11 protein-coding genes are annotated in these 17,180 nt (G+C 66.9%); 6 read left to right on the top strand and 5 right to left on the bottom strand.

Annotated features, from left to right (window positions below):
• Positions 1-176: 176 nt before the first annotated feature.
• Both gltB and Y887_RS02065 read right to left on the bottom strand, forming a co-directional pair.
• On the bottom strand, positions 177-4,649 hold the full coding sequence (gltB, locus tag Y887_RS02070; RefSeq protein WP_046962773.1) for a glutamate synthase large subunit: 4,473 nt from the start codon (positions 4,647-4,649) through the stop codon (positions 177-179).
• A 202-nt stretch (positions 4,650-4,851) separates the two neighbouring features.
• Positions 4,852-5,232, bottom strand: a complete 381-nt coding sequence (locus tag Y887_RS02065; RefSeq protein ID WP_046962772.1) for an I78 family peptidase inhibitor — start codon at positions 5,230-5,232, stop codon at positions 4,852-4,854.
• Positions 5,233-5,288: 56 nt separating this feature from the next.
• On the opposite strand from Y887_RS02065, the gene Y887_RS02060 reads away from it, so the two are divergent.
• Positions 5,289-6,590, top strand: coding sequence for a DNA topoisomerase IB (locus Y887_RS02060; RefSeq protein ID WP_181113002.1), 1,302 nt, complete (start codon positions 5,289-5,291; stop codon positions 6,588-6,590).
• A gap of 250 nt (positions 6,591-6,840) precedes the next feature.
• On the opposite strand, the gene Y887_RS02055 is transcribed toward Y887_RS02060, so the two are convergent.
• Positions 6,841-7,404, bottom strand: coding sequence for a class I SAM-dependent methyltransferase (locus Y887_RS02055; protein ID WP_248827410.1), 564 nt, complete (start codon positions 7,402-7,404; stop codon positions 6,841-6,843).
• A 566-nt stretch (positions 7,405-7,970) separates the two neighbouring features.
• On the opposite strand from Y887_RS02055, the gene Y887_RS20005 reads away from it, so the two are divergent.
• The 3 genes from Y887_RS20005 (at position 7,971) to Y887_RS02045 (ending at position 12,666) form a co-directional block, all read left to right on the top strand.
• The gene (locus Y887_RS20005) at positions 7,971-8,135 is read left to right on the top strand and encodes a hypothetical protein (protein ID WP_157004308.1); all 165 of its coding nucleotides are present in this window, start codon (positions 7,971-7,973) and stop codon (positions 8,133-8,135) included.
• Positions 8,136-8,371: 236 nt separating this feature from the next.
• Complete coding sequence (locus tag Y887_RS02050) at positions 8,372-9,577, top strand: efflux RND transporter periplasmic adaptor subunit (RefSeq protein WP_084725900.1); 1,206 nt, start codon at positions 8,372-8,374, stop codon at positions 9,575-9,577.
• Positions 9,574-12,666, top strand: a complete 3,093-nt coding sequence (locus Y887_RS02045; RefSeq protein ID WP_046962769.1) for an efflux RND transporter permease subunit — start codon at positions 9,574-9,576, stop codon at positions 12,664-12,666. Before Y887_RS02050 ends, Y887_RS02045 begins: the two co-directional genes overlap by 4 nt.
• Positions 12,667-12,996: 330 nt before the next feature.
• Here Y887_RS02045 and Y887_RS02040 read toward each other — a convergent pair whose 3' ends face one another.
• Positions 12,997-13,341 (bottom strand): hypothetical protein, encoded by a 345-nt coding sequence (locus Y887_RS02040; RefSeq protein ID WP_046962768.1) that lies wholly within the window; start codon positions 13,339-13,341, stop codon positions 12,997-12,999.
• Between the two features lie 364 nt (positions 13,342-13,705).
• Between Y887_RS02040 and Y887_RS02035 the strand changes: the two genes are divergently transcribed.
• Both Y887_RS02035 and Y887_RS02030 read left to right on the top strand, forming a co-directional pair.
• Positions 13,706-14,587, top strand: a complete 882-nt coding sequence (locus Y887_RS02035) for a pirin family protein (protein ID WP_046962767.1) — start codon at positions 13,706-13,708, stop codon at positions 14,585-14,587.
• 249 nt (positions 14,588-14,836) lie between these two features.
• Entirely contained in the window at positions 14,837-15,451 is a 615-nt protein-coding gene (locus tag Y887_RS02030; RefSeq protein WP_046962766.1) for an FMN-dependent NADH-azoreductase, read from the top strand.
• A 252-nt stretch (positions 15,452-15,703) separates the two neighbouring features.
• Here the strand turns inward: Y887_RS02030 and Y887_RS02025 are convergent, their stop codons facing one another.
• Positions 15,704-16,651, bottom strand: a complete 948-nt coding sequence (locus Y887_RS02025; RefSeq protein WP_046962765.1) for a LysR family transcriptional regulator — start codon at positions 16,649-16,651, stop codon at positions 15,704-15,706.
• Between the last annotated feature and the right edge of the window lie 529 nt (positions 16,652-17,180).

The raw sequence follows: 17,180 nt of genomic DNA, 5'->3' as shown, positions 1-17,180 counted from the left end.
AGGGCTGGGATTCGGGAGTTGGGATTGGGGATTCGCAACAGCGGGCGACGGGGGGCGGACGCGGTGCGAATCTCGAACAAGCAATCACGACGCTGGAAGGCCGGGAGTGGAGATTCGGGAATCGGGATTCGCATAGCTTGAGCGAATCCCCAATCCCGACTCCCCAATCCCGTCACTCAGGCGGCGCGCCGCAGCGACTCCGTCAGCGACTCGATGCTGGCGGCCTTGGGTTTGACCAGCCAGAACTTGCCGATGTAGTCGCGGAACTCGTCCAGGATCTGCTGCGCCCAGATGCTGCCGGTCAGCTCGCGGTGGCGGCTGATCAGGGTGTGCAGGTGCTGGCGATGGTTCTCGAAGCCTTCGGCGGAGACGCGATGGATGTCGATCAGCTCGTGGTTGTAGCGGTCCACGAAGTCGCGTTCGATATCCAGCACGTAGGCCAGCCCGCCGGTGAAGCCGGCGCCGAAGTTCAGGCCCACCTTGCCCAGCACCAGCACCACGCCGTCGGTCATGTATTCGCAGCAGTGGTCGCCGGCGCCTTCCACCACCGCCAGCGCGCCGGAGTTGCGCACCGCAAAGCGCTCGCCGGCGCGGCCGGCGGCGAACAGCTCGCCGCCGGTGGCGCCGTACAGGCAGGTGTTGCCGACGATCGGCGTGCTGCGCGCCTCGAAGCGCGCACCGCGCGGCGGACGCACCACCAGCCGGCCGCCGGCCATGCCCTTGCCGACGTAGTCGTTGGCCTCGCCTTCCAGCTCCAGCTGCAGGCCACCGGCGTTGAACGCGCCGAAGCTCTGCCCCGCGGTGCCGCGGAAGCGCAGGTTCAACGGCGCATCGCTCATGCCGTGATTGCCATGCACGCGGGCGATGGCGCCGGACAGGCGCGCGCCGATCGAGCGGTCGGTGTTGTGGATCAGGAAGCGATGGTCGCCGCCGGTCTTGTTGGCGATCGCATCGGCGAGCAGGCCGTCCATCTGCGTGGCCAGGCTGTCCGGCGATTCGTACAGGCGCTGGGCGGCGCAGTGGCTGCCGTCGTAGCGCGCATGGGTGAGCAGGCGCGACAGGTCGACCTTGACCCCGGCGCGTGGAGCGACGTCCAACTGTTCGAGCAGGTCGGTGCGGCCGACGATCTCGTCCAGCGAGCGCACGCCCAGGTAGGACAGCCACTGCCGCACTTCCTCGGCCAGCAGGCGGAAGAAATGCTCCACGCGCTCCGGCAGGCCGGTGAAGTAGTTCGCACGCAGGCGCTCGTCCTGGGTGGCCACGCCGGTGGCGCAGTTGTTGAGGTGGCAGATGCGCAGGTACTTGCAGCCCAGCACGATCATCGGCGCGGTGCCGAAGCCGAAGCTGTCGGCGCCCAGCAACGCGGCCTTGACCACGTCCAGGCCGGTCTTCAGGCCGCCGTCGGTCTGCAGGATGGTGCGCTCGCGCAGGTCGTTGGCCACCAGCGCCTGGTGCGACTCGGCCACGCCCAGTTCCCACGGCACGCCGGCATAGCGGATCGAACTGACCGGGCTGGCCCCGGTGCCGCCGTCGTGGCCGGACACGGTGATCAGGTCGGCGCCGGCCTTGACCACGCCGGCGGCAATCGTGCCGACGCCGGCGTGCGCGACCAGCTTCACCGACACCAGCGCGGTCGGATTGACCTGCTTGAGGTCGTAGATCAGCTGGGCCAGATCCTCGATCGAATAGATGTCGTGGTGCGGCGGCGGGCTGATCAGGCCGATGCCGGGCTTGGCGTAGCGCAGCCGCGCGATCAGCTCGTTGACCTTGTGGCCGGGCAGCTGGCCGCCTTCGCCGGGCTTGGCGCCCTGGGCGACCTTGATCTGCAGCACCTCGGCGTTGACCAGGTATTCCGGGGTCACGCCGAAGCGGCCCGAAGCCACCTGCTTGATCTTGGAGCGCTTCTCGGTGCCGTAGCGGGCCGGGTCTTCGCCGCCTTCGCCCGAATTGCTGCGCCCGCCCAGCCGGTTCATCGCAATGGCCAGCGCTTCGTGCGCCTCGGGCGACAAGGCGCCCAGGCTGATTGCAGCGGTGTCGAAGCGACGCAGCACGTCGCTGGCCGGGGCGACCTCGTCCAGCGGGGTCGGGGTATCGGCACGCTTGAGCTGGACCAGATCGCGCAGCGTGGAGGCCGGGCGCGCATGCACCGCATCGACGTACTTCTGCCAGTCGCCGGCATCGCCGGTGCGGGTGGCGCGCTGCAGCGTCATGACCACGTCGGGGTTGTACATGTGGTACTCGCCGCCGTGCACGTACTTGAGCAGGCCGCCCACTTCCGGCTTGAGCTGGTCGTTCCAGGCGCGTGCGGTGAGCTCGCGCGCCTCGGTGTCCAGCCGTGACAGGCCCACGCCGCCGATGCGTGCGGGCGTCTCGGCAAAGCACAGCTCCACCACGTCCGGGTCCAGCCCGACGATCTCGAACAACTGCGCGCCACGGTAGCTGGCGATGGTGCAGATGCCCATCTTGGAGATGATCTTGGACAGGCCCTTGTAGATGCCCTTGCGGTAGCGGCGGCCGATCTGCGACTGCTCGCCGCCCTTGCTCAGCTGCAGGATGCCGCGCCGGCCCAGGTCAAACAGCGTCTGGTAGGCCAGGTACGGATACACCGCGGTGGCGCCGAAGCCGAGCAGGCAGGCCATGTGGTGCGCATCGCGCGCGGTGCCGGTTTCGATGATCAGGTTGACGTCGCAGCGCAGGCCCACCTTGCACAGGTGGTGATGCACCGCGCCGGTGGCCAGCAGCGCATGCGCCATCGGCCGGTCCGGGACCGGGTAGCGGTCCGACAGCAACAGCATGACGGCGCCGGCGCGTGCGGCCGCTTCCACTTCCTGGCAGATGCGTTCCAGGCCGGCCTTGAGGCCTTCCTCCACGCTGTAGGACAGGTCGATCAGGCGGTTGCGCTCGACGTACTGCTCCATCTTCAGCAGCTGGCGCAGCTTGCGCTGGCTGAGCACCGGCGAGTTGAGGATGACGTGGTTCACCGTCTCCGCACCGGCATGGAAGATGTTGGTCTCCTTGCCGAGCTGGGTGGTGAGCGACATCGCGATGCCTTCGCGCAGCGGGTCGATCGGCGGGTTGGTGACCTGCGCGAAGGCCTGGCGGAAGTAGTCGTACAACGGCCGGGTCTGGCGGCTGAGCACCGCCATCGGGGTGTCGTCGCCCATCGAGCCGGTGGCTTCCTGCTCGGTCTCGGCCAGCGGGCGCAGGATCTGCTCCACTTCCTCGGTGCTGAGCTGGAACAGCTTGTGGTAGCTGCGCAGGGTCTGCTCGCTGAAGGGTTCTTCCACCAGCGAAGGGTCGATCAGTTCGGTCTGCAGATAGGTCACGCCCTGCTGCAGCCATTGCTTGTACGGCGCGCGCGCACGGTTGATGCGGTCGATGGCGTCCGAGTCCAGCAGATCGCCGCGCTTGAGGTCGATCGCCATCATCTCGCCCGGGCCCAGCTTGCCCTTGCGGGTGATGCGCTCAGCGGGCAGCTCCCACACGCCGGCCTCGGAGGCGACCAGGAAATGGCGGTCGGAGGTCAGCATCCAGCGCGCCGGGCGCAGGCCGTTGCGGTCGAGCATGCAGGCGGCATAGCGGCCGTCGCAGGCGACGATGCCGGCCGGGCCATCCCACGGCTCGGTGTTGAGGCCGTAGAACTCGTAGAACGCGGCCAAGTCGGCGTCCTTGAACTCCAGCGACTGGGTCGCCGGCGGCACCAGGATGCGCAGCGCCTGCAGCAGGTCCATGCCACCGGCGATCAGCAGCTCGAGCATGTTGTCCAGGCTCTGCGAGTCCGAGCCGTGCATGGAGATCACCGGGTCGAACTCGGCGATATCGAAACGCGGGGTCTGCCACACCTTGCTGCGCGCCTGCGCCCAGCGGCGGTTGCCTTCGATCGTGTTGATCTCGCCGTTGTGGGCGAGCAGGCGGAACGGATGCGCCAGCGGCCAGCGCGGCAGCGTGTTGGTGGAAAAGCGCTGGTGGAAGACGATCGCGCTGGAGGACAGGTCGCTGCGCTGCAGGTCCGGGTAGAACGTGCTCAGCTTGTCCGGCAGCACCATGCCCTTGTAGCTGATGCCGTTGGGCGAGAGCGTGGTGACGTAGAAGTTTTCCACCTCGCGCAGCGCCTGCTCGGCGCGGCGGCGCGCCAGGAACAGCGCCAGGGTGAAGCCGTCTTCGCTCTGCTCGGCACCGGCATCGACAAATACCTGTTCGATGCGCGGCAAGGTGTCGCGTGCCAGCTGGCCGCAGACGCTGTCGTCGGTGGGCACCACGCGCCAGCCGCGGAACTGCACGCCGGCGCTGTTCAACTGGGTTTCCAGTTCGGTGCGACAGCGTGCGGCATCGGCTTCGTCCAGCGGCAGGAACACCACACCGGCCGCGTAACGCGTGCCCAGGGCGATGCCGGCATCGCGCGCCAGCCCGCGCAGGAACGCATCGGGCTTGCGGATCAGCAGGCCGCAGCCATCGCCGGTGAGGCCGTCGGCCGCCACGCCGCCGCGGTGGGTCATGCGCGAGAGCGCCGCAATCGCGGTGTCCACCAGCGAACGGGAAGGTTGGTCGTCCAACTGGGCGACCATGCCAAAACCACAGGCGTCGCGCTCATCGCGCGCGCTGTTGTAGAGACCGTAGTCGTTGAGCCCTTGGCGAGTGCGGGGGGCCATGTCTGCCTCTTTGCGATCTGGGAGAGCGGCGACGACGTTGCAGCGCTCGATCCGTGGAGCGTTTCGAAGAGGTCACCGGATGATCGACTAGACCACAGTTGATGCGGTGCCGCAATACACCGTTACAGCTGCAACAAGACCCGCTGCAATCCCTTGTGCCAGCTGGCTTGGCGCCTGTCCAACGACAGGCGCCAGCGCAGGCTCAGCCGCAGCGCACCGCGGTGATGACGTTCTTGGCATCCACTTCCAGATTGAGCCGTTCGCCGTTGAATTCCATTGTGACCATCTGGCCGGGCTTGAGCACGCGTACCGACTTGGCGCCGGCATCGCTGCGAGCCTGCTCGCCGACGGCATCGGTGATGGGCTGGCCAACCAGCGACTGCACCTGGGTGGCGTCGCAGCTGCCGATCGGTGGCGCTTCCGGCGCTGCATCCGGCACCGGCGCGGACGCTTGCTCGGCCGCCTGTTGCGCGTTGGCCGCGACGGCTTCCTGTTCATCGGGTTGCGGTTTGTTGCAGGCAGTCAATGCAGTCAGCACGACCAAGGTGCAAGCCAGGCGGGCAATAGGCAGGACAGCGCGCATCGATGACTCCAGCAAAGGGGGATGCCCAAGCATAAGCACAAAGTTGCGCCGCGGGCATCGCTTGCCCACACGGCGTTGTCGTTGCGTTGACGCGGCCTAGCGCTGCGCGGCCCAACAATCGGTGCCAGTCCTTTGATCCGTGCGCAATGAAAGCCAAACGTGTTCTTCGCAACGCCGCAGCCTCGGCCAGCACCGCCGGCAAGTTGGCCACCGCTGCCACCGGTGCGGTGGTCGCCTCGGCCGCCGTGGCCACCGTGGCCGCTGTCGCTCAGGCCAAGGCCACCGCGCGTGCGGCGGGGCTGACCTACGTCAACGATCAGCAGCCTGGCATCAGCCGGCGTAAGGCAGGCAAGAGCTTCAGCTACCGCAGTGCCGACGGGGAGCGCATCGCCGATGCCGAGACCTTGCAGCGCATCCGCGCGCTGGCCATCCCGCCGGCGTACACGCAGGTGTGGATCTGCGCCAAACCCAATGGCCATCTGCAGGCCACCGGGCGCGATGCGCGGCAGCGCAAGCAGTACCGCTACCACGCTGATTGGGCGCAGGTGCGCGGCGAAGGCAAGTTCGAGCGCGTGATCGCCTTCGGCACGGCACTGCCCAAATTGCGGCGGCGCCTGCGACGCGATCTGGCCTTGCACGGCTTTCCACGCGAGAAGGTGCTGGCCATCGTGGTCGCGCTGCTGGCCGACACCCTGGTGCGCGTGGGCAATGCCGAATATGCGCGCAGCAATCGCTCGTACGGGCTGACCACCTTGCGCAACCGGCATATGGAGTTCTTGAACGGCGGGCGTGCGCGGCTCAAATTCCGCGGCAAGAGCGGCCAGGATCACGATATCGAAGTGGACGACAAGCACCTGGTCAAACTGATCCGGCAATGCCAGCAGCTACCGGGGCAATCGCTGTTTCAATACCGCGACGACGACGGCACCCTGCAACCGGTGGATTCGGGGCAGGTCAACGACTACCTGCGCGAGGCGATGGGCGAGGATTTCACCGCCAAGGATTTCCGCACCTGGGGCGGCACGCTGGCCGCGCTGCAACGTCTGGCACAGCTGCCACTGCCCGAGCGCATGAGCGAACGTGCACTGACGCAGGTGCAGAACGATGTCATCCGCGAGGTGGCCGATGCGCTCGGCAACACGCCATCGGTGTGCCGCAAGGCCTACATCGACCCCTGCGTGTTCGAAGGCTGGCGCGCCGGGCAATTGCAGGCGATGGCCAGCGGCGTGCGCGGCGAGCGGCAGTGGGAAGCGGCCACCCTGCGCTTTTTGACCGACTCGCGCAGCAAGCAACGCAAGGCCGGCAAGCCAGGCAAGGCAACCACGCCCAAGCTCAGCCGTCGTCAGCGTGCTGCGTGATGTCGCGGTTCGGTGCGGGAGCGTTGGCGAGATGGTCGCACGCCACCGGCTGCCGTCGCTGACTGGCTAGCTGTGGATCCAGCGCGTGACCGTGGACGTCGCGCCGCACGCAACGCGATGGCGGTCATCATTCGTCTGCAATCTGCTTCTGGCGGCGCTGTGCCCAGGCATCGCGCACGAAGGTGTCATCGTCCACGGCATCGCGTCGCATCGCATCCATCGGCAGCATCCGCGCGCGGCCATCGGCGAGTTAGCGTCTGTGGATGCGGCGTTGCAGACGATAGGTCGTCGCCGGCGGAATGTTCCGATAGGTCCGCCCGATCTTGACCGCCTCCAGATCGAGCGCATCCAGAACATGCGCTGGCACCGAGCATTTGAGGCCATAGGTAAACAGATACATGCATCCGCCCTGCTTGAGATGCATGAAGGCCCCGCGCACGATGGCGGCCACTTGATGGGCGCGCATGTTCAAGAAGCCAAGACCGCAGACCACTGCATCCACGCAGGCCCCATCAAAGCGGGGTAACGCTTCCAGATCGGCAACGTCCATCTGCAATACGGTCGCGTGCGGGAAGCGGCGCGTGAGCAACGATGAGAACGTCTGGTTGTATTCGAGCAGGAACAGGTTCTTCTCGCGCACGCCTCTGTCGAGCATCGACTGGGTAAATGCGCCGGTACCGGGGCCAAGTTCGAGAACACGCCCGGTACGCTCCGAGAGCTCGGAGGTGATGCTGGAGGCGAGTGCGGGCCCGGAGGGGAGGATCGCGGCAACCGAGCTGGGAGCGGCGATCCATTCGCGAAGAAACGAAGCCATATACGAACGTGCCATCTATCCTCACAGCGTTGAAAGAGTTGAGCGCAATCTGCGGGACCCAATCGTCATCCGATCGATGGTGACATGCATTCGGCGCTACCACGCTAAGGTGCCAACCTGTCCGTAGTTTGTCGTTAATGCCGGACCATGATTGAAAGCTCAGCCGCCATCAGCATCGATGACATAGCGGCAGCGATGCAGCGGAACAACATTGCCACTGGACGCAGAACTGAACGTCGCATGCGAGTGACGATGGCCTTGGTCGACTGCATGCACTGCATAGCGTCGGAGTGAACGCTGCAGACAGACGATCGACGAAGAACTCTGCCAGTCCGCATGGCATCCGATTCCTGTCTGTGCCGCCACGTTATTGCTTCGATATGGGCGTAGATGCGGTATGCGCTACTGCTGTATAGCGACCTTTGAGGCCATGATGTGGCTGTCGGCCAGCATCGCTTCTGCGGTGGCGTTACTGGCGTGCTGCTGCCGTCGCGGACTCTGCAAGAGCAAGCAACAGCTGAATCTGGCCTAGCGAGCAAAGCGCTGGATGCCCGCCTCACTCATGCATGCGCCATGTCGTTGCGCTACCGCCGACCATTTCTAAGCTTGCCGATGCCACCAACGCCAATGCAGACAGCGCCGGCCGCATGCCAGTAGGCAGTGTTCCTTTCAAGGCGCACAGCCACCACGGTGCGCTTAAAGAATTCTTCAACCGACTAAAAGTTCTTTAACGGCTGCTTGCAACGATGCCATCCAGCCAGCGGTTCGCTGGCGCTTGCGATGCGCTGATCGCTTCGCAGTGCCGAGCTTGCCAACGCAACGCGTCGGCAGCGTACGCGTAACGCCAGAGCAGGCGCGATTGCTGCTGCCGTTCGGCACCACGCGGCTCCCACTGCCACGCGACCGTGCGCTCGGAGGCTGTCCGGCGTGTTGATGTCCTTCCCTTGCCTCAGACCGCATAACGACCATGATCCCAACCGACACACCCGCTAGTGCGCACCCCCCCGCCGCGCCATCCAGGCGCGGGCCGCGACGCTTCGCAACGCCGCTGGCGTGCTGTCTGCTGGCCAGCGGTGCCGTCGCCTCGGGCTGGTGGTGGTCCACGCGCGCCCAGCCGCCGAGCCACGCGCTTGCGATCACCGCGTTGTCGGTCACAGCGATCACGCCACGCCAGGTCGAGTGGCCAAGCACGCTGTCGGCCACCGGGATCGTGGCGCCCTGGCAGGAGGCGGTGATCAGTTCGCAAAGCAACGGGCTGCGGCTGGTGACGCTCACCGTGGCGGTCGGCGATGTGGTGACGCGCGGGCAGCTGCTGGCGCGTTTCGATACCGCAACCTTGCTGGCAGCACGCGCAGAACTGCGTGCAGACCTGGCCAAGGCGCAGGCGGCCGCGCACCAGGCCCAGACCAATCGCATGCGCGCCGTGCGCGTGCAGGCGGCCGGGGCGATGAGCGATCAGGAAGTGCAGCGCTACGTGACCGAAGCGGTAACGGCCAACACCCAGATCGCGGTGGCGCAGGCGCAGCTGGATGCCAACCGGCTGCAGCTGCAGCAAGCCGACATCACCGCCCCGGACGATGGCGTGATCAGCGCGCAGAGCGCGACGCTGGGCGCGGTGGCCAGCAGCGGCCAGGAACTGTTTCGCCTGGTGCGCCAGGGCCGCCTGGAGTGGCGCGGAGAGTTCACGCCCGAGCAGATCGCGCGCATCGCGCTGGGCCAGCAGGTTCGGCTGCGGCTGCCCGACGGCAGCCCCGTGGCGGCACGCGTGCGCCAGATCGCGCCTTTGCTGGATGCGCGCTCCCGGCTAGGCGTGGTGTATGCGGATATCCAGCCCGGCAGCCCGCTGCGCGGCGGGATGTACGTCGATGGTGCGGTGGCCTTGCCGTCCAGCCGCGCGCTGGTGGTGCCGGCGTCGAGCGTGGTGGTGCGCGATGGCCGCAGCCTGGTGTTCCGCATCGTCGGCAGCGGCGCCGCTGCCAGGGTGCGCACGCAAGCGGTGACGGTGGGGCGGCGCTTCGGTCCCGAGGTTGAACTGCTGCAACCGTGGACCGACGGCGAGCGCATCGTGGCGCAGGGCGCGGGATTGCTCGCCGATGGCGACACGGTGCTGGTCAAGACCACACCGGCCGGCCCGCTGGCCGGCATGCAGCTGATTCCACGTGGGCCACGATGAACTTCGCTACCTGGTCGCTGCGCAATCCCATCCCTGCGGTATTGCTGTCCTTTCTGCTGACGCTGGCGGGCGTGTACGGCTTCCGCAATCTTTCCATCCAGGCGCTGCCGGATCTGGATCTGCCCACCGTCACCGTCGCCTTGACCCAGCCGGGGGCGGCACCGGCGCAGCTGGAAACCGATGTGGCGCGCAAGGTGGAAGACTCCCTCGCTACCGTCAGCGGCCTGCGCCACCTGCGCACCACCATCAGCGACGGGCAGGTGCAGATCGTGGCCGAATTTCGCCTGGAGAAATCGCTGTCCGATGCATTGATCGAAACCAAGGATGCGGTCGACCGGGTACGTTCGTCGTTGCCTGCGGAACTGCTGCAGCCGGCCATCAGTGCGGTGACCGAAAACAGCACGCCGATCCTGACCTATGCGGTGACCTCCACAACGCTGGATGAGACCGCGCTGTCCTGGTATGTCGACGACAGCGTGAGCAAGGCGCTGCTGAAGGTGCCGGGCGTGGGCCGCGTGCAGCGCCTGGGCGGCGTGCAGCGCGAAATACGGGTGGAGGTGGATCCGGTGCAGATGACGGCACTGGGGGTGACCACGTCCGATGTGTCGCGCGCGCTGCAGCAGATGCAGCAGGATTCCTCCGGCGGACGCGTGCAACTGGGCGGCGCCGAGCAATCGGTGCGCACGCTGGCCGGTGTGCGGCAGGCCGCGCAGCTGCCCGGCATGTCGATTGCGCTCGCCAGCGGCGGCAGCGTGCGCCTGGAGCAGATCGCGCGCGTGCGCGACGGCATCGCCGACCGTCGGCAGGCCGCGCTGCTGGATGGCAAGCCGGTGATCGGGCTCAGCCTCTATCGCACCAAGGGCTTTGACGAAACCAGGATCGCCGACGGTGTCGCGCAGGCGCTGCAGCAGTTGCAACGGACCGACACCTCCCTGCGCATCACCCCGGTCTCCGGCACCGTGGCCTACACCCTGGAGCAATTCGAAGGGTCGATGGCGATGCTCTACGAGGGCGCGCTGCTGGCGGTGCTGGTGGTGTGGCTGTTCCTGCGCGACTGGCGCGCCACCCTGATCGCCGCATCGGCGCTGCCGCTGTCCATCCTGCCGGCGTTCGCGGTGATGTGGTGGCTGGATTACTCGCTCAATACGCTGACCTTGCTGGCCCTGGCAGTGGTGGTCGGCATCCTGGTCGACGACGCCATCGTCGAGATCGAGAACATCGAACGTCATCGGCGCATGGGCAAATCCGCGTTTCAGGCCACTGCCGACGCGGTCAACGAGATCGCCTTGGTGGTCATGGCCACCACTGCCACCCTGGTGGTGGTGTTCGTGCCGACCACGTTGATGGGCGGCATCCCGGGATTGTTCTTCAAGCAGTTCGGGTGGACCGCCGTGATTGCGGTGGTGGCCTCGTTGATGGTGGCGCGGCTGATCACCCCGATCATGGCGGCCACCTTTCTGCGCGCACGCCACGACAATCCAGCCGAACCGACGACCGGCGCGGTGACTGCCGGCTATCTGCAGCTGGTGCAGTGGAGCCTGCGGCATCGCGCAGCGACCTTGGGCGCGGCCGGCGTGTTCCTGCTGTTGTCGCTGGCGTTGTTGCCGCTGCTGTCCAAGGGCCTGGTGCCGGCCAGCGACCGCGGCTTCATCACCGTCAAGGTCGAGCTGGGGCCGGAAAGCGACATCGGGCAGACCCGCCAGGTCACCGAGCGGGTGCGCGCGGCGGTAGGCCGCATCGACGGCGTCGGCGCGGTGTTCACCAGCATCGGCGGCGATGCGGGCGGGCGCGATGCGCAGGTGGCGCAGGTGCGCAAGGCCGAGATGACCCTGGTGCTATCGCCGCGCAAGACCCGCGCGGCGCAGGCGCAGATCGAGCGCGCGGTGCGACGGGTCGTGGTCAATATCACCGGCGCACGCGTCACCGTGAGCGGCGGCGGGCCGGGCGAACACCTGTCGATGATTCTCACCAGCGAATCGGAAGACGCCCTCAACGCCACCGCCATCGCGTTCGCAAGCCAGTTGCGCGCGGCCGGCCTGTCGGGTGTGCGCACCACCGCAAGCCTGCAACGCCCGGAACTGGTTGCGCGGCCGATCCAGAGCCAGACCGCCCGTTACGGCGTGAGCAGCGCCGATATCGGCCAGACCCTGCGCACCGCGACCAGCGGCGATTTCGAACCGCAACTTGCCAAACTCAATCTGGACAACCGGCAGATCAATATCCGCGTGCAGGTTCCCGACCGGGTCAGCGCCGATCTGGAGGCCTTGTCCAATCTGCGCGTGCCATCGCGCGATGGCCTGGTGCCGTTGTCCAGCGTCGCGGTCCTGGCACTGGAAAGCGGCCCGACCGAGATCAATCGCTACGATCGCCAACGCTACGTCACGGTCAGTGCCGACCTGGGCGAGATGCCGTTGAGCAAGGCGCAGGCCTTGGCCACCACGCGTCCGGCCATCCGGCAACTGCCTGCAAACGTGGCGCTGATCCAGTCCGGCGATGCCGAAGTGGCGGCGGAGCTATCGTCCGGCCTGCTGCTGGCGATCGTGATCGCGACCTTGTGCATGCTGTGCGTACTGATCCTGCTGTTCAACGACTTCTTCCAGCCGTTGACCATCCTGTCGGCCATTCCGCTTTCGCTCGGCGGCGCCTTCATCGCGCTGTTGCTGTGCGGCAGCGAACTCGATGTGCCGTCGATGATCGGCCTGGTGATGCTGATGGGCATCGTCACCAAGAACTCGATCCTGTTGGTGGAATACGCGGTGATCGCAATCGGCAATGGGGCAACCTGCGTCGATGCCGCGCTGCTCGATGCGTGCCACAAACGCGCGCGTCCGATCGTGATGACCACCGTGGCCATGATCGCCGGCATGCTGCCGATCGCGTTGGGCTTCGGCGCCGATGCCAGTTTCCGTCAGCCAATGGCCATCGCGGTGATCGGGGGATTGATCAGTTCGACACTGCTATGCCTGGTCGTGGTGCCTGCGGTGTTCAGCTGCATCCACGCTGGCCAGACATGGCTGCATCGACATTGGCGCGGCGCGTTCGGCCGCGTTGATGACGATCCAGCCGGCCAAGCGCGTTCGGCGGATTGAGAATGGCTGGCGACGACGCAGCCAGCGGGCGAGCGCAGCCCGTGCCCGCAGTGACGCGTTGGCTGTGCTTGCCGCTGCCGGCCAGATCCCTCCGACCGCCGTTGGCAACGGTGTGCCGGCGGCTTTGGCACCGCGCCAGGCACTTCCGGATGACCGGCCGGCGGCAGTACTCCGGGACCGGTGCGCTGGTGATGCGCGCAGGGCGGCGATATGCCAGCCGCGCCGGTGCAGCCACCGTCACGTTGCAGACCAGGGCCATCGCCTGCGCAGGATTCGCCAGACCGGATCGCTGCGATTGCAACCCACTAGTTCGCGGCCACTGCGTTGCCGTCAGCCGCAATACACCGCAGTGATGTTGTTGTGCGGGCCGGTTTCGATGCTCAGGTGATCGCCGCCGCTTTCGCTGGCGCCCTGCGCCGGGTCGGCCAGGCCGCTGGCGGTGGTGCCGCCGGTGGCGCGTTCGCCGCGCCGCACGCTGACCTGCAGGCTGTCGCTGTCGACGCGCGCACGCTCCACCGTCTGCGCCGCTGCGGCCAGACCCACGATGCCGCGGACCTTTTCGATATGGCACTGGCCGGAGATCGCGCCATCGATGGGCTGCACCTGCGCTACCTGGTTGGAGGCACAGGCCGAGAGCAACAGGACGGCAGCGAGCGGGGCAAGGATGCGGATCATCGGAGATCTCCAGCGGAAGAATGGCGCAAGCGTGAAGAATCCGTTGTTGGCATGGCATGAAGGCTGCCCGCCGGGCGGCACCTGCAACGCGGGGGGGTTCGCGCTGGATTGGTGGCCGGGGCGACCAGCGTCCGGATCAGCGAACGAACGCGCAGGCAGGGCCTCCGCCCCGAGCGGGCACGCAGCGCATACGGTGCAGTGGCCGGCGTCGCGGTCGCGCGCGACGGGAGGACGTCATGCGGCATGGATTACTTAAATTCTTGGACGACTGCACTACAAATCTTCCGGCTAGTCGACCAATCGGCGCCTCTCTACGCTTTGCATCACCGGAGCAGCTTGCTCCACCACCGCAAAGAGACTTGTCATGAACGCACAACTGACGCCCGTCTATGCCGATCAGCCGCAGCACGAGACAAGCGTGCAGGTTCCGCCGCGCCCCGTGGTGTTTCGCACCCGCGGCACCACCCGCGGACCGATCACCCGGCTGATGAGCCCGGGCGATCTGGGCCAGCTGGTCAAGCCGTTCGTGTTCCTGGACCTGTTCACCGTCAAGCCGTCCGCAGCGGCGGCACCGATGGGCATGCATCCGCATTCGGGCATTGCCACGCTCACCTACCTGATGGAGGGCGAGGTCGGCTATGAGGACAGCACCGGCCAGCAGGGCACGTTGCCCACCGGCGGGGTGGAATGGATGCGTGCCGGCAATGGCGTCTGGCACGACGGCGTGCCGGTGGGCCAGGCGTCGGCCAAGGGCTTCCAGCTGTGGATCGCACTGCCGGCCGCCGAGGAAAACGCCCCGGCGCAGAGCTTGTACCTGTCGCCGCAGGATGTGCCGGTGGCCGGCCCGGTGCGCGTGCTGCTGGGTCGCTACGGCGCGCTGGAAAGCACGATCCCGGCACCGGCCGACATGACCTACCTGAGCGTGCAGCTGCGCGACGGCGAGACCTGGCGCTATGTGCCGCCGGCCGGCCACAGCGTGGCCTGGATCGCGGTGCACGGCGGCCAGCTGAAAGCGGCCGAACGCATCGGTGCCGGCCAGATGGCGGTGTTCAAGGAGGCCGAGCAGGCCATCGAGGTGGTGTCGGTGGGCGCGAGCTCGTTCGTGCTGGGCTCGGCGGTCAAGCACCCGCACGACCTGGTCATGGGCCACTACTCGGTCCATACCAGCGCCGCCGCCCTGGCCCAGGGCGAGGCGCAGATCCGCCGCATCGGCGAGCAGTTGCGCGCCACAGGCCGCCTGGCCTGAGCAAAGCGCATGCCGGGCAGCCGAGACGCGGCTGCCTCGGCGCATGCGGCGTCAAACACCCAGGGCCTGCCAGGCAACGCAGCGCACTGCCGATCGTGCTGCGGGCAGTGCGCGTTCAAACACCGCAGGCCCGACCCACCGCGTCAGGTCTTTGACGATGGCCTGCAACGCCCAAGCGTCGATGCGTGCGCACCCGCGCCCGGCATCGCCCAACCCTCACACCCCCACTTATCCAGCAAAGGCATTCCAATGAAACTGCTTCATCTCGATTCCAGCATCCTCGGCGACTATTCGGTGAGCCGTCAGCTCAGCGCCGCCATCGTTGCCAGGCTGCAACAGGGCAACGGCGATATCACCGTCACGCGTCGCGATCTGGCCGCCGACCCGATCGGGCATCTGTCCGGCGCGCATCTTGCCGCGCAGCAGAATCCCAACGCCGATCAGACTCCGGAACTGGCCGCCGACCTGGCCAAGGGGGCTGTGGTACTGCAGGAATTTCTGGAGGCCGACACCGTGGTGATCGGTGTGGCGCTGTACAACTTCACCGTGCCGACCCAGCTCAAGGCCTGGATCGATCGCGTGCTGGTGGCCGGCAAGACCTTCCGCTATACGTCCGAAGGCGTGCTCGAAGGGCTGGCCGGCGACAAGCGGGTGATCCTGGCAGTGGCGCGTGGCGGTTTCTATGGTGCGAACTCGCCGCTGGCGTCGCTGGAGCATGCCGAAACCTACATGCGTACCGCGCTGGGTTTCGTCGGCCTGCATCACCCGGAGGTGATCGTTGCCGAGGGCCTGGCCACCGGCGCCGATGCGCGCCAGGCCGGCATCGCCGCCGCCCTGCAGCAGATCGACGGGCTGGCTGCCTGAGCGGGAGCGCGCATCACGCGTATCCGGCGGCATGATTTGCGCCGGGATCGCATTGCCGGTCTGCCCGGCGCCGATCGTTTACACCTGCCGACCCTGCATCGAGCGGGCGGGATGCCGCTCGATGCAGCACGCTGTCTGCACGCCATTACGCCGGCAGAGCTTCACGCACTGTCGGCATGTTGCTGCGCGCGTGCCCGGCGCGGATGTTGCCGCGATGGGGGCGCTGAACGCCGCACTCCCTGCGTGCGACGATCAGCGCACCCCCTGCGGCGCGGGGATGGTTGTCAGGCCGGTCGCCTTGGCGCATTCGACCGCATTCAATCGCATCGTCACGGCCTGGATAAACGCCGACACCGCACGCGGCAGATGGTGTCGGCTCGGATAGAGCGCGTACAGGCTCTGGCCCTTGCGTTGAAAATCCGGCAGCACCACGGTCAGGCGACCTTCGTGGATATCCGGCCAGGCCAGTGCCCGCGGCAACAACGCGATGCCGAGCCCGGCCACCGCTGCAAGCCGCAGTGCGCGCGCGGTGGTGGCGGCCATGCGCGCCTGCACCTGGACGTCTTCGGCAAGCCCGGACGGGCCAACCAGCGTCCAGGTGGCAGATCCGCTGGGATGCGGAAAACTGAGGCAGTCGTGCTGCGGCAATTCGTCCAGCCGCAACGGCCTGCCGCGTGCCTGCAGGTAGCCGGGGCTGGCCACCAGCAGGTCGTTGGCGTCGGCCAGGATCTGGCGGCCGACATAGCCCAGGTCCGTCACCACACCGCCGCGGAACGCCACATCGATGCGCTCGGCGATCAGGTCGGCCTTGCCATCGCTGAGCACGAATTCCAGGCGCACGCGCGGATGCGCGGCGAGAAACTCGCCCACCCATTCGATGCGGAAAAAATCCAGGAAATCCGCAGGCGCCGCCACCCGCACCAGACCGGCAGCTTCTTCGCCACCGGCCACCAGGCTCTGCCCGGCCGAGGTCAGGCCATCCACTGCGTCGGCGCAACGCTCAAAAAACGCCTGGCCGGCGTCGGTCAGGGTGAGCTTGCGGGTGGAGCGCTGCATCAGGCGGGTGTCCAGCTGCGCTTCCAGCTGCTGCACGCGCCGGCTCACGCTGTTGGGCGCAGTACCGAGCCGGCGCGCGGCCTCGGCAAAGCTGCCGCTGCGCACCACCTGCACATACAACGCAATGTCATTGAGATCGATCACCAGCGGCCTGGACGCGTGTAAACGCGGAGTCTAAGCGTGCGACTGCGCGTCGTCGATCACGGTGGCCTCTTGTACTGCCTGCGGCGATCACGTGCAGCGGCTGCATGGCGCGTAACGCCCTCGACCAGCTCGGCCTTTAATCACATTCAAGTAATTACATTCAAGCGACGCTACGAGTCGAAATATTGGATGTCTTGTGTCTTGTCGTGTGGATAGACCAGCCGTAGAGCGGATGATCTGGGGCTTGGCTGCAGGGCCCGTGCCCGCCCACCATCGCGAGACACGCTGCAAGTACGTCCATGTAAGCTCTTCCGCGGCATCCATGCCGCGTAAGGTCCCGCGACGGTGAGCGGGCAAGGACCAGTGGAGACGGTCGGTGTGCATGGTCGCAAACAGTGCATGAAGTGCGTTGTTTGGATAACGGCGTGTTGGATCAGCTTCGCAGGGCAGCGCGATCAACAGGCAGGCTTTCAACAAAGCAACCGCAAACTTTCTGGTGCGGTGTCCTCACCGCTTGCGGGACCGTGTG

This window comes from Xanthomonas pisi DSM 18956, from assembly GCF_001010415.1.
In the GTDB taxonomy this organism is placed as follows: domain Bacteria; phylum Pseudomonadota; class Gammaproteobacteria; order Xanthomonadales; family Xanthomonadaceae; genus Xanthomonas; species Xanthomonas pisi.
Note: the sequence above shows the minus strand (reverse complement) of the source record. Positions and strands in the feature narration are given on the sequence as shown.